Annotated in this window: 13 protein-coding genes; 4 read left to right on the top strand and 9 right to left on the bottom strand. The window is 44.8% G+C overall.

Annotation, left to right across the window (positions count from 1 at the left end):
- Positions 1–85: 85 nt before the first annotated feature.
- The 7 genes from CSW98_RS04355 to CSW98_RS04325 all read right to left on the bottom strand — a co-directional run bounded on the left by CSW98_RS04355 (position 86) and on the right by CSW98_RS04325 (position 7,737).
- Positions 86–1,090: a substrate-binding domain-containing protein gene (locus CSW98_RS04355; protein WP_100799241.1), complete on the bottom strand. Its 1,005-nt coding sequence runs from the start codon at positions 1,088–1,090 to the stop codon at positions 86–88.
- Between the two features lie 46 nt (positions 1,091–1,136).
- On the bottom strand, positions 1,137–2,066 hold the full coding sequence (rbsK, locus tag CSW98_RS04350; RefSeq protein WP_100799240.1) for a ribokinase: 930 nt from the start codon (positions 2,064–2,066) through the stop codon (positions 1,137–1,139).
- A gap of 89 nt (positions 2,067–2,155) precedes the next feature.
- Positions 2,156–3,034, bottom strand: coding sequence for a ribose ABC transporter substrate-binding protein RbsB (rbsB, locus tag CSW98_RS04345; RefSeq protein WP_100799239.1), 879 nt, complete (start codon positions 3,032–3,034; stop codon positions 2,156–2,158).
- 57 nt (positions 3,035–3,091) lie between these two features.
- Complete coding sequence (gene rbsC / locus CSW98_RS04340) at positions 3,092–4,075, bottom strand: ribose ABC transporter permease (RefSeq protein WP_100799238.1); 984 nt, start codon at positions 4,073–4,075, stop codon at positions 3,092–3,094.
- On the bottom strand, positions 4,072–5,577 hold the full coding sequence (gene rbsA / locus CSW98_RS04335; RefSeq protein ID WP_100799237.1) for a ribose ABC transporter ATP-binding protein RbsA: 1,506 nt from the start codon (positions 5,575–5,577) through the stop codon (positions 4,072–4,074). The genes rbsC and rbsA overlap by 4 nt, the downstream gene beginning before the upstream one ends.
- Before the next feature lie 22 nt (positions 5,578–5,599).
- The gene (gene rbsD, locus CSW98_RS04330; protein ID WP_100799236.1) at positions 5,600–6,019 is read right to left on the bottom strand and encodes a D-ribose pyranase; all 420 of its coding nucleotides are present in this window, start codon (positions 6,017–6,019) and stop codon (positions 5,600–5,602) included.
- A gap of 281 nt (positions 6,020–6,300) precedes the next feature.
- On the bottom strand, positions 6,301–7,737 hold the full coding sequence (locus CSW98_RS04325; protein WP_100799235.1) for a 6-phospho-beta-glucosidase: 1,437 nt from the start codon (positions 7,735–7,737) through the stop codon (positions 6,301–6,303).
- Between the two features lie 300 nt (positions 7,738–8,037).
- Here CSW98_RS04325 and CSW98_RS04320 point away from each other — a divergent pair, with 300 nt between their 5' ends.
- The 3 genes from CSW98_RS04320 (at position 8,038) to CSW98_RS04310 (ending at position 9,464) form a co-directional block, all read left to right on the top strand.
- A complete protein-coding gene (locus tag CSW98_RS04320) occupies positions 8,038–8,736 on the top strand; it encodes a recombinase family protein (protein ID WP_100799234.1) in 699 nt (232 codons plus the stop codon).
- Between the two features lie 19 nt (positions 8,737–8,755).
- A complete protein-coding gene (locus tag CSW98_RS04315; RefSeq protein ID WP_157810326.1) occupies positions 8,756–9,067 on the top strand; it encodes a DUF3861 domain-containing protein in 312 nt (103 codons plus the stop codon).
- A gap of 121 nt (positions 9,068–9,188) precedes the next feature.
- Complete coding sequence (locus CSW98_RS04310) at positions 9,189–9,464, top strand: EF-hand domain-containing protein (protein ID WP_232733470.1); 276 nt, start codon at positions 9,189–9,191, stop codon at positions 9,462–9,464.
- Here CSW98_RS04310 and CSW98_RS04305 read toward each other — a convergent pair whose 3' ends face one another.
- Positions 9,465–10,199, bottom strand: a complete 735-nt coding sequence (locus CSW98_RS04305) for a copper homeostasis protein CutC (RefSeq protein WP_157810325.1) — start codon at positions 10,197–10,199, stop codon at positions 9,465–9,467.
- Positions 10,200–10,371: 172 nt separating this feature from the next.
- On the opposite strand from CSW98_RS04305, the gene CSW98_RS04300 reads away from it, so the two are divergent.
- Entirely contained in the window at positions 10,372–10,710 is a 339-nt protein-coding gene (locus tag CSW98_RS04300; protein ID WP_157810324.1) for a hypothetical protein, read from the top strand.
- 24 nt (positions 10,711–10,734) lie between these two features.
- On the opposite strand, the gene CSW98_RS04295 is transcribed toward CSW98_RS04300, so the two are convergent.
- Positions 10,735–12,558, bottom strand: coding sequence for an ABC transporter ATP-binding protein (locus CSW98_RS04295; protein ID WP_100799229.1), 1,824 nt, complete (start codon positions 12,556–12,558; stop codon positions 10,735–10,737).
- Between the last annotated feature and the right edge of the window lie 79 nt (positions 12,559–12,637).

Here is a 12,637-nt window from a genome sequence, read left to right as displayed (position 1 = left end):
AGTATGTGTTAATGGGAATTATTTGAACTTTATCACAGCATCGACAATATAAGATACTAAGAAATAAGCAATCTGATGAAATTTTCTACGCCATCGTTTTTACACTGTTGCGTGCGACTAACACCGGTTCCAACTGTACAACCTGAGCATCCAGATTCCTGTTCTCCAGACGGGCAAGCAAAGCTTCAACGGCAGCCTTGCCCAACCGGTACTTAGGCTGGTGAATGGTCGTCAATGGCGGTGTCATAAACTGAGCAATATGGATATCATCATAACCGACCAGTGATATGTCCTGCGGGACAGATATCCCCTTCTCATAGGCCGCATTCGCAACCCCCATTGCCATCATATCGTTACAGACAAATAAAGCACTGGGCAGTGTTCCCCGCATCAGCATCTGCAAAAAAGCGGCATAACCACCTTCACAGGAGAAATCACCTTCAGTGATCCAGTCAATATTCATCTCCAACTGGTGTTCTGCTAAAGCACGCTTATATCCTTCATAACGCATTTTGGCCTGATATTGGTTCAGGGGTCCGGTAATACAACCTATGTTCTTATGCCCGGCGTCGATAAGATGTTGGGTTGCCAAATATCCGCCCTGAAAAGAGTTATCCTGAATTTTATCTGAGGCGTACTGCAACGGTCCCCAATCCATTACAACAACAGGAACATCCGGGTAACGCTCGAATGCTTCGATTCGTTCCCCGGCCAAAGTCGTACACATCAGAATCAACCCGTCAACCCGCTTTTGCAACAGAGTATCAATGGAAGATTTCATTCGCTCACTGTCCCCTTCGGTATTACACAGGATCAGGTTATAACCGTGATGGTAACAACTACGTTCAACCCCTTTGACTACCTCACCAAAGAATGGATTGGTTGATGTCGTCATCAGCATACCGATCGTTTGGGTTTTGTTCATCTTCAGGCTGCGTGCCAGCGCAGATGGTGCATAATTCAATTGTCTGGCAGCATTATTTACCCGTTCAGAAATCTCCTCACTGACATAGCGGGTTTGATTGATCACATGGCTTACGGTCGAAGTAGAAACTCCAGCCAGTTTCGCAATGTCCTTCATCGTCGCCATATCATCCCCTTTCTGAACCGGCGTTAATACTATTCAGTATACAGTGCTAAGAAAAATCAGTGTGCTGCTTAAGAAAATCCTCCACCTCTGCACTATTCGGGATAGAAGTCTGTGCTCCGAAACGAGTTACTGATAGTGCAGCAGCAGCATTAGCGTATGTTATCGCGGATTCGGCAGATAAGCCATTTAGCAGACCGGTAACAAAAGCGCCGTTAAACGTATCTCCTGCGGCAGTCGTATCCACCGCCTGAACCGGAAATCCGGAGATCCGCTGCCCACAGCCACGCTGACTGAGCCATACTCCCTGAGCCCCCAATGTGATGATCACAGTATCAATACCTTTTGCGTGCAGTATATCGGAAGCATTCTGTGCAGACTCATCATCACTGACCGTAATACCGGTCAGGACTTCGGCTTCGGTTTCATTCGGCGTAATAATGTCGACACAGCGCAGCAATGAGTCTGATAACGTCTTTGCCGGAGCCGGATTCAGAATAACTTTAGTGCCGGATACACAAGCTTCTGCAGCGGCTCGCTCAACCCCATCCATCGGTGTTTCCAATTGCATCAGCAGATATTCAGCCTGCCTGATAGCAGAAAGATCTGTTTCGATTGATTCAGCAGTCAGTTTTGCATTGGCTTCAGCCGAAATACAAATACTGTTTTCACCACTCGCACTTACCTGAATCATCGCAATACCTGTCGGACAACCCGGCTGAATTTTTACGCCACGGGTATTAATACCATCACATTTAAAATTTTCCCGCATTGTAATACCAAAAGCATCGTCCCCAACACATGCTACAAATCCGATATCGGCATTCAACCGAGCTGCAGCGACCGCTTGATTGGCACCCTTCCCTCCAGGAAGCACCTGATAATGGTGACCATGAAGCGTTTCCCCTGGACGCGGGAACACAGGCACCTGCAGCACATGGTCTGCATTAACACTGCCTAAAACCACTAATCTATTCATAAGACAATCCTCAAACTGCTGCAAACCTTAATTCGTATAACCGAAAATCGCCCCAGCTCCCGGAGGAAAAGGGGCGGCATACCGGAAACTTACTGAGTAATAACTTTTAGCGGAACCGGAATATATTTATCAACCGCCTCCCCTTTCAGTACCTTATCTGCTGTTTCTACACCCAGAGCACCAATCAGCTCCGGCTGCTGAGCAATCGTCGCAGCCATATCACCACGCTTCACTGCAGCAATACCATCATCAGTACCATCAAAACCGACAATCATTACCTCTTTACCGGAAGCCTGAACTGCACGCAGAGCCCCCAGAGCCATTTCATCATTCTGGGCAAAGACCGCTTGTGCATCAGGATTAGCGGCCAGCAAGTTTTCCATCACATTCAACCCTTTTGTACGGTCAAAATCAGCAGGTTGACTTGCCAGCAGATCCATTTGGCTGCTTTTCACAACATTCATAAAACCTTCGCCACGTTCACGCGCAGCCGATGTTCCGGCAATCCCTTCCAACTGGATAACTCTGGCTTGTTCGCCCACTTTTTCCACAACAAAGCGACCGGCCATTTCACCTCCGGCTACGTTATCAGAAGCAATATGACTCACTACATCACCACGGCTGGCACCACGATCCAGTGTCAGTACCGGAATATCGGAACGGTTTACCATACGGATTGCATTCGATACAGCATCAGAATCGGTCGGATTGATCAGAATCGCTTTTACACCACGCACAGTAAGATCTTCAACGTTCGACAGTTCTTTACTTGGGTCATTCTGTGAATCCAGTACAATCAGGTTATAGCCCAGTTCCTCAGCTTTAGCTTCTGCACCATCTTTCATAGTCACAAAGAATGGATTGTTCAGTGTCGACAATACAATAGCAATCGTATCTTTTGCCTGTGCCGACACAGAAACAGTGGAAGAAAGCAAAGCCGCAGAAATCAGTGTCATCATTTTTTTCATGATTATGATCCTTTTATTTTTATCAGCCGGTTTAGTGCTGATGAGTAGGGTTGAGGGTTACTTGTTTTTGTTATCTACCAATACTGCCAGCAAGATCACACTTGCCTTAGCAATCATTTGGTAATAGGAAGAAACATCCAGCAGGTTCAGTGCATTATTCAGAAAACCAATAATCAGAGCCCCGACCAGCGTTCCCATAATCCGGCCTTTACCGCCGGCTAAACTCGTACCGCCAAGTACGACGGCAGCAATAGCATCCAGCTCATAACCCATTCCTGCAGTTGGCTGAGCCGATGAAAGACGAGAGGTCACAATAATTCCCGCCAAAGCAGAAAGCAGACCACAAATGCTATAAACACCTATCTTCACCCGGTCAACATTGATTCCGGACAAGCGGGTAGCCGATTCATTACCACCAAGTGCATACACATAGCGGCCAAAACGGGTGTGATGCAAAAGGTACCAGGCTGCAGCAAAAGAGAGCACCATCAGCCAGACAGGAACCGGGATCCCCAGAGTATACCCCGTACCAAACCAGGCAAATGTATCCGCCGTATCAGTAAAGCCGGTAGAGATGGGCCGCCCATCAGTAAATACCATAGTGACACCACGCAGCAGCGTCATCGTCACCAATGTGGCAATAAAAGCCTGTACCTTGCCTTTTGCGATAATGATACCGCTAATGGCTCCCAGTATGGCTCCTGCGAGTAATGCAACGGGGACAGCAACCAGAACGGGTATTTCCAGCGCAATCATACTGGCAGCAAAAGCACCACACAGAGCCAGAACCGAGCCAACACTCAGATCAATGCCGGCAGTCAGGATAACCAGCGTCATTCCTACCGCAATAATGGCATTGACAGAAGTCTGACGCAGGATATTCAGCAGGTTATCTATAGTAAAAAAATTAGGATTCAGAAACGATACCACTACGATTAAAACCAGAAGGGCAATCAGTGACTTCTGCTCGATCAGCCACTCTTTACTCAGCCATTTCTTTCCCGGTTTATCGTCCTGGTTATTAATAGCTCTTGCATTCATGCTGCTTCCTCATCAATATTTTTTCCGACGGCACAGGCCAGCAGTTTTTCCTGATTGGCTTCTTTCACGTCAAATTCACCCGTGATCCGTCCTTCATGCATAACAATGATACGGTCACTCATTCCCAGCACTTCCGGCATCTCCGATGACACCAGGATGATGCTCATACCTTCTTCTTTAAACTGATTGATCAACTGGTAGATCTCTTTCTTTGCTCCGACATCCACTCCTCGCGTCGGCTCATCTAAAATAAGCACTTTAGGTTTGGTCATCAGTCCCTTAGCTATAGCCACCTTTTGCTGATTCCCTCCGGACAAGTTGCCAATAATCTGATCCCGCCCCGGTGTTTTAATATTAAATAGCCGGATGAAGTCTTCTACCGCAATAGCTTCATCCTCATGACGAATTTTTCCGTGGCGGGTGAGCTGAGCCAGTGCACATAACGACATGTTCTCCTTAACGGATAAACCCAGCACAAGACCGTCACCTTTACGATCTTCTGATATATATGCAATACCGGCATTCAAACCATCATAAGGTGTTGCAGGGTGAATATCTTTCCCGTTCAGGCGAGTCACCCCGGATTCTCTTGGCAGGGCTCCGTAGAGAACTTTCATCAACTCTGTCCGGCCAGCTCCCATAAGCCCCGATACACCGAGAATTTCACCTCTCTGCAGTAAAAAACTGACATTGTGTACTCCTGAACCGGTCAGTCCCTGAACCTCAAGACAAGTAGCACCATGCCGGACATCAACCCGCGGATACTGCTCTTCCAGTTTACGTCCCACCATCATTTCAATCAGACCATCTTCATCGGTCTCACTGACTGCGCATTCAGCGATAAACCTCCCGTCCCGGAGCACAGTAATGTCATCACAGATTTCAAAGATTTCTTTCAGACGATGGGAGATATAAACAATGCCACGCCCTTCTGCACGCAACTCATTAATGACATTAAACAACGATGCGGTTTCGTTATCGGTCAAGGCATCCGTTGGCTCATCCATAATGATAACTTTGGAATCAAAAGACAGAGCCTTAGCAATTTCGACCATCTGCTGCTCTCCCAGACTCAAAGCTCCCAACAACGTCTTTGAACTGCGTTTTACATTCAGCCTGGCCAGTAGCCTGTCTGCCTCAGCATAAGTTTTTCCCCACTGAATCTTTCCTGCGGCTCCGGTAAATTCCCGACCCAGAAAAATATTTTCCGCAATAGTCAGTTCTGGGATCAGGTTAAGTTCCTGATGAATAATACTGATACCGGCTTCCTGTGAATCTCTCGGCCCTTTAAATGCCGCCGGTTCTCTCTGGTAACGAATATGCCCGGAATCACAAGAATATATGCCAGTCAGCACTTTCATCAGTGTGGACTTACCGGCACCATTTTCTCCCATAAGCGCCATCACTTTCCCGCTGTAAACATTTAGACTGGCTTTATCCAGCGCTTTCACCCCGGGAAAGGTCTTTTCTATTTCTCTGAGTTCCAGTATGGGTTGAGTCATAATTTATCCTCACTTCTACCGGTTAAAACACCACACCAGAACAGAAAATCACATTAGCATATGGCGTACACTCACCAGTACGCACTATGGCACGACTCTGCTGCGTACGTTGTTTGAAAGCGTCATGGCTCAGGTACTCTCTGGTGATCTCTTTTCCACTGTAATTCTTTTCCTGATCCAGCAATTCAACCAGGGCAGCATGCAGATCAGGGCTCACCAGCATAAACTCCTGAGCCATCACCACCGATTCAACTTGTGTTTCAGCCAGAATAGTTCTGGCAGTATCAATAAAACCCGGAATACCCTGCGTCAAAGCCAGATCAATGCGCTTAACTCCTTCCGGCACAGGTAATCCGGCATCACACACGGTTAGTTCATCTGTATGCCCAAGAGTAGACACCAGATGAGAAATCTCAGAATTCAGTAATACACCTTTTTTCATGTTCAGCCTCTTATTTATGCCACGGCAGAATTATTCACCTGGTTTCATTATTTATCCGGCATTTAAGCCGGCATTCATATCGCTCAGGAAACCCATCGAAACGTTTCGATGAAATAATAAAAATAATTTCAGCTTTTGCATCTGTGAGAAGTTATTTGTGTGAATTGGATCATTTTCTCAACTGAATAATGCACAAAATAGCGACAGCTATCGCTCTGAGCTAACAAAAAAATACCCTCGGAACCAAAAGGTTCAGAGGGTATGTCATCACTGGCTATTTTTTACAGATTTTCACCATTACTGCTGATCACCTCTTTGTACCAGAAGAAGCTTTTCTTGCGGCTACGCACCATTGTCCCCGTACCATCATCATGGCGATCCACATAGATAAATCCATAACGTTTACGGTATTCACCGGTTCCATACGAAACACAGTCAATACAACCCCACGGCGTGTATCCCATCAGATCCACACCATCATGGACAACCGCTTTTTTCATCTCTTCGATATGCGCTTTCAGATAGTCGATCCGGTAGTCATCGTTGATCTCACCATTATGTTCAACAACATCCAGAGCACCAAAGCCATTTTCAACAATAAACAATGGCTTGTTATAACGTTCATAAAGCTCACACAAGGAGTAGCGCAAACCCACAGGGTCAATCTGCCAACCCCAGTCAGACGCCTGAACATATGGATTTTTAACGCTACCGGTAAAACCGCTCATCGAACCTTCTGCTGCTTCCTTAGCTCCGGCCTGAACGGCCACAGACATGTAATAACTAAAGCCCACATAATCACAAACTCCCTCTTTCAGGATCTCAAGATCACCAGGTTCCATCCGAATGTTATACCCTTTACGTTCCCATTCTTTTAATGTGTATGCCGGATATTCACCTCGCATATGCACATCACTGAAGAAATAACGGTTACGCATGGCTTCCTGAGCCAGCATCACATCATCAGGCGCACAGGAATACGGATAAATCGGCACCCAGGCAACCATACAACCGATCTGAAACTCAGGATTAATTTCATGACCAAGCTTAACCACCTTAGCACTGGCAACCATTTCGTTATGTACCACCTGATACATGCACTCTTCCGGATTGTCTTCAACCGTATAATCCACACCCGAGTTAGAGTATCCCCATAACGGCAGATGCAGATCCCGCTGATTATTAATCTCGTTAAATGTCATCCAGTATTTCACTTTGTCTTTGTATCGACGCATCACTGTTTCTGCATAACGAACAAAGAAATCCACTAAACGCCGATCTTTAAATCCACCATACTCTTTTGACAGATGCAGAGGCATCTCAAAGTGAGACAGAGTAATGACAGGTTCAATACCGTGCTTCAGCAACTCATCGAACAGATCATCATAAAACTTCAAACCTGCTTCATTAGGTATCAATTCATCCCCTTTAGGGAAAATACGTGGCCAGTAAATAGAAGTACGGAAACATTTAAACCCCATTTCAGCCAACAATGCCACATCGCCTTTGTAATGATCGTAGAAGGCTGTCGCTTCATGGTTCGGATAATGGTATTCCTTAAGTACACCATCAGTGATTTTACGGTGAGTGTTCACATCACCACCTGATAGTACGTCAACAATACTCGGGCCTTTTCCGTCCCGATCCCATGCCCCTTCAACCTGATGAGCGGCAACTGCGCCACCCCACAGGAAATTGTCAGGAAGTTTATGTGTCATGTCTCACCCTTTACCGTTTATGTGTGTAAAAAACCCAATTTGGAACCGGTTACATCATAGATGTAAAGCATATCTTCTTCAATAATTCAGAGAAACATCAGAGAATTTGATCACAAAAAGAGAAAAAAGAAACCATCAACTCTCTGCGAAAAAGTACATATTTTGAATATAGTTATAAACATTCATTTCACCAGTTCTCGCACATTAGATACACAATTCGGGCTCATTAGGTTGAAAGGTTCACTTTTTCGATCTATTATGAGCCATACCACTAAGTGAGCCAAACAAAAAGGAGTCATTATGACTGTATGCTATGGTTATATTCGTATCTCACCGAAGATTAAAGATATCGACAATCGGATAGATGCACTCAAAAACTATAATGAAAACATTCAACTAATCATGGAAACAAAGATCCGGGGGAATATTCCTCTGCTGGAAAGACCACGATTCTCTGAACTGAATACAAAACTACAGCAAGGCGATGAGCTGACCGTTTGGTGGATCGATGAACTAGGAAAAGAATTTGCTACCTGTGTCAGTAACATTAAGCATCTGATTAATCGAGGTATAACCATCAAGACTCTGGTTCAATCTCTGGAGTTCAGACTTGACGATTCAATCACGGATTCTCTGATAAAGATGCTACAGGGGTATGCTGATTCAGAGCATCATCGTCGTATTTTTGCTGCAGAAATGGGCAGAAGAGCGTTGAGAGAAGATCATGAAAACTGGAAAGCAAAATTCAGAGGACGCAAAAGAGACGAAGGAAAACATAGAGAAATTGCTCAGGCTCTTTTCGAGGGGAAAACTCTTCAAAACGTTGCAGAAGAAACGGGAGCCAGCCTGTCTACAGTAAAACGGGTAAAAGCGAAAATAAAAGATCAAGATGAACTAGGTCATCTGCGAGAGAGAGGACATGGCAGAAAACATGGCGATAAGCCTCACAGGAAAGGACTCGTTAGAAATAAACACCATCATAATAAAGAACACCTTTAAATTTAATAAGGAACCCTATATGAAAAAACATCTGTATCAAATCGATATTGCACCGGTAAAAGACAAAGACGGTATTGACTGCAGCCATCTGAAACACATTAAATTCGATTTTGCCTGCCACGATGACCTTTTCCAGATCTTGGACAAAGTGGGTCAAATTGATGGCATAACAGAACAAGAAAAAAACAATTTTATTATTGGAATTAAACTGTTAGGCGAAGTCATGCTGGAACACAGAAAACATCCGCTTTTTGAAGAACTTGCGAAACCATTCGACCAGTTCATGCGCCGGTTAAAATCACAGGCAAAGCCAACCAAAAAAAGAGTATAAACAGACTTTTATTCATCATTTATATGTCTTGTCCATTGTAAGTTTATGTAAATATTGAAACTTACATATTTTATTCTGCTCCAAAACAAGGTTCATACATACCACTCAGGAGAGAATGATTTTGAATAAAAATATCGCCATATTAACTATGATACTCGTATTAGCTTCGGCTCAGTCATCTGCATTCCCTAATGACAATTCACATAATCCTCCAGAACCCCCTAGCTTTTCAGCTATGGATAGCAACGGAGATGGGGTGTTAGATCAAGATGAACTTAAAGGGCCAATGAGGAATGACTTTAACCAAATCGATGCAGACCACAATAAAGAAGTAACAGAACTGGAATTGAATACATTTATGAAAAATCATCAGCCACCGATGCCACCAGAGCATTAATCAAGGTGTACTAATTATTTTAAGCGCTTTTTTCAGCAGACCATCGTTAGTAACGGTAATACTCAGATCCTCTTCCAGATTACTTCCCAAAGAAAATTCAGGCAGGTATTCTGCCTGAATCTGCCGCTGTTTTTTAGCAGACATATGCAACCATTTAAATCCATTATCCCCCAAAAACTGCACGATATTTTCCGCGGTGATTCCGGCTCCCGGCATAATCGTCAAACGTTCACCGGCCCGGTTTTGTAAACGGATAAGGGTCTGTAATCCTTCCAAGGCACTGGCTTTTAAGCCGGAAGTCAGCAGAGTATCGCATCCTGCACTGACAATGAGTTCCAATGCCTGATCAGGATCTTGGGTATAATCAAATGCACGATGGAAAGTGATATGATGCCCAGCCGCCGCTTCACATAACCTTATCAGTTGTTCAATATTAACTTCACCTCGAGAAGTCAACGTACCAAAGACAAAACCCTGCACACCAAGTTTACTCAGACAGCTAATGTCATCGAGCATGATCTGTAGCTCCGGCTCCGTATAGATAAAATCTCCAGCCCGTGGACGGATCATACAGTGCAGCGGTAATCCGGAAAGCCGCTTTGCTGCCATCACTAATCCAGCGGTTGGCGTCAAACCACCAGAACTCAGAGCTGAACACAGCTCAAGCCGGTTTGCTCCACACTCCGTTGCAGTCACTATTGATTCAACGTTATCCACACACACTTCAAGCTTCATCAACATTTATCCTGTTTACTGTCTTGTTCGGAATACATTTACTATACAGAGATCCCCTATCAATAAATACAGCATGTGCCAACTCATCACCATAAATCAGGTCAATAACAACCTATACTGTAAAAGTAAGGCTACCAATGTCGTGATATTAGTTACCATAAAGGAGGCTGATGTGACTCTGCAATTTGCATTCCTACTAACATTTATCGCCGGAGGGGTATCTGTATGGATATGCATGCGAATGTCTGCTCAGGTTAAACAAGAGCGGATTGATACCATTAAAAAATATATCAGGTCTATCGGTGGGAACACACTCAATATAGACCTGACAGACCGGAAAGATTGCCCTTTCAGCTCAGAATATACGAACCCTGACCGAGTCTATAAATTCTATAAAATACGTTACATAGCAGACCATGAACAGAAGGTCTGCTGGGCGGTTCTGGAAATGAAACAACGCAGCTACGGGCCAGGAGGTGCAATTACAACCCACTGGATATGGCGTAATTAAAGTAACACGTATTTCATTACGTATTTAGCCGATAAAGCCCCCTGTCTGCCTTGCCCAAAGTTGGGCATAAATCCCTCCGGTTTGCAGCAGTTCCTGATGGGTGCCTTGCTCCGCAATATTCCCACCATCCATAACTATCAAACGATCCATTGAATATATCGTTGATAAGCGGTGCGCGATAGCAATCACCGTTTTATCCTGCATCAAAGTCTGCAGATTTTCCTGAATAGCAGATTCTGCATCCGAATCCAGTGCTGACGTCGCTTCATCCAGAATAAGAACCGGAGCATCTTTCAGTAATACCCGAGCAATCGCTATACGTTGCCGCTGACCGCCAGACAGCTTAACACCACGTTCACCCACCTGCACATCCAGTCCGGTTCTGCCCTCACCGTCCTGCAGCGTGTCGATAAACTCACTGACATGCGCCTGTTCACAAGCCTGTGACAATTGTTGCTCATCTGCATCCGGTTTACCATACATAACATTATCACGCACACTACGATGCAGCAGAGAAGTATCCTGAGTCACCATTCCTATCTGATGACGTAGTGATTCTTGAGTTACCTGAGAAATATCCTGCCCGTCGATGGTAATATTTCCCGAATCGATATCGTGAAAACGCAGTAGCAAATTAACCAACGTGGATTTTCCTGCCCCGGAGCGCCCGACGACACCCACTTTTTCCCCCGGCCGGATATGCAGATTCAGGTTATCAAATACCGCTTCAGTATTGTCATATCGGAAACTGACAGCAGAAAAACAGATCTCACCTTGCACAACTTTCAGAGGCTTCGCATCAGTCCGATCTTTGATTTCCACATCATTTGCAATAGTATTCATACTATCGATAACCGTACCGATATTCTCAAATAATGCCCGGATCTCCCACATAATCCACTTAGACATCCCCTGCAAACGCAGTGAAATGGTGATCCCCACAGCAATAACACCAACACTCACCAGCTCATCCAGCCAGAGAAAAATAGCCAGAGTCGCCGTTGAGAACAACAATACATAATTCAGGATATCCAGGCTAAACAACAATCGGGTAATTGTGCGCATCTGCCGGTACGTTGCCTGTAGAAAACTCTTCATACCCGTTTCAGCATAATCTGTTTCGCGCTGAGCATGAGAGAACAGCTTCACCGTCATAATGTTGGTATAGCTATCAACAATACGTCCAGTCATATTCGACTGTGCATCTGCTAACTCTGTCGCATTTTTCTTCAGCAAAGGAACAAAATAGAGCTGAATAGCCATGTAGATAATCAGCCAAACTAGCACCGGCAGCACCAGGAGCCGATCCGCTTCTGCCAGCATAAACAACACAGAAACAAAATACACAGCAATATAGATCATGATATCCATCATTTTCATTACTGTTTCTCTGATAGCATTGGCATTTTGCATCACTTTAGTAGCCACTCTTCCCGAAAAATCACGCTGGAAAAAACCGATACTCTGCTTGAGCAAATAACGATGTGTCTGCCAGCGTACTGACATTGGGTAATTACCCAGGATAGATTGATGCATGATCATCGAATGAAAAAATGCCAGCACAGGCATCACCACCAGAACCAATAAGGCCATAGAAATCATTCGTCCTCCCTGCTGCTGCCAGAAATGTTCCCTGCTCTGGCTGCTGAGAATATCCACCAGCTCACCCATATAACGAACCAGAGTCACCTCCGTAACCGCGACACAAGCACTCAGAACAGAAAGAAGAAGTAACGGTTTCTCAAAACCTTGAGTGTAATAGCGACAAAATGCAAATAAACGATTTGGCGGCGTTTCCGGATCATTTTTCGGGAACGCCTGAGTAAGTTTTTCAAACCACTGAAACATGGAGAACAGGCCTAAGTTAGCAACAAGAGAAAAGGAAGTTTATTGATCTGAACGACTTTTCATTGTTCAAATTATCAGT

It is taken from the genome of Vibrio sp. HA2012, assembly GCF_002812955.1.
Lineage (GTDB): Bacteria > Pseudomonadota > Gammaproteobacteria > Enterobacterales > Vibrionaceae > Vibrio.
This window is presented reverse-complemented; position numbering and strand designations above follow the sequence as displayed.

Bases quoted from the DNA above. Each gene is read 5' to 3' on its own strand.
- CSW98_RS04355 (WP_100799241.1), bottom strand. From the start codon at position 1,090: ATGGCGACGATGAAGGACATTGCGAAACTGGCTGGAGTTTCTACTTCG.
- rbsK (WP_100799240.1), bottom strand. From the start codon at position 2,066: ATGAATAGATTAGTGGTTTTAGGCAGTGTTAATGCAGACCATGTGCTG.
- rbsB (WP_100799239.1), bottom strand. From the start codon at position 3,034: ATGAAAAAAATGATGACACTGATTTCTGCGGCTTTGCTTTCTTCCACT.
- rbsC (WP_100799238.1), bottom strand. From the start codon at position 4,075: ATGAATGCAAGAGCTATTAATAACCAGGACGATAAACCGGGAAAGAAA.
- rbsA (WP_100799237.1), bottom strand. From the start codon at position 5,577: ATGACTCAACCCATACTGGAACTCAGAGAAATAGAAAAGACCTTTCCC.
- rbsD (WP_100799236.1), bottom strand. From the start codon at position 6,019: ATGAAAAAAGGTGTATTACTGAATTCTGAGATTTCTCATCTGGTGTCT.
- CSW98_RS04325 (WP_100799235.1), bottom strand. From the start codon at position 7,737: ATGACACATAAACTTCCTGACAATTTCCTGTGGGGTGGCGCAGTTGCC.
- CSW98_RS04320 (WP_100799234.1), top strand. From the start codon at position 8,038: ATGACTGTATGCTATGGTTATATTCGTATCTCACCGAAGATTAAAGAT.
- CSW98_RS04315 (WP_157810326.1), top strand. From the start codon at position 8,756: ATGAAAAAACATCTGTATCAAATCGATATTGCACCGGTAAAAGACAAA.
- CSW98_RS04305 (WP_157810325.1), bottom strand. From the start codon at position 10,199: ATGAAGCTTGAAGTGTGTGTGGATAACGTTGAATCAATAGTGACTGCA.
- CSW98_RS04295 (WP_100799229.1), bottom strand. From the start codon at position 12,558: ATGTTTCAGTGGTTTGAAAAACTTACTCAGGCGTTCCCGAAAAATGAT.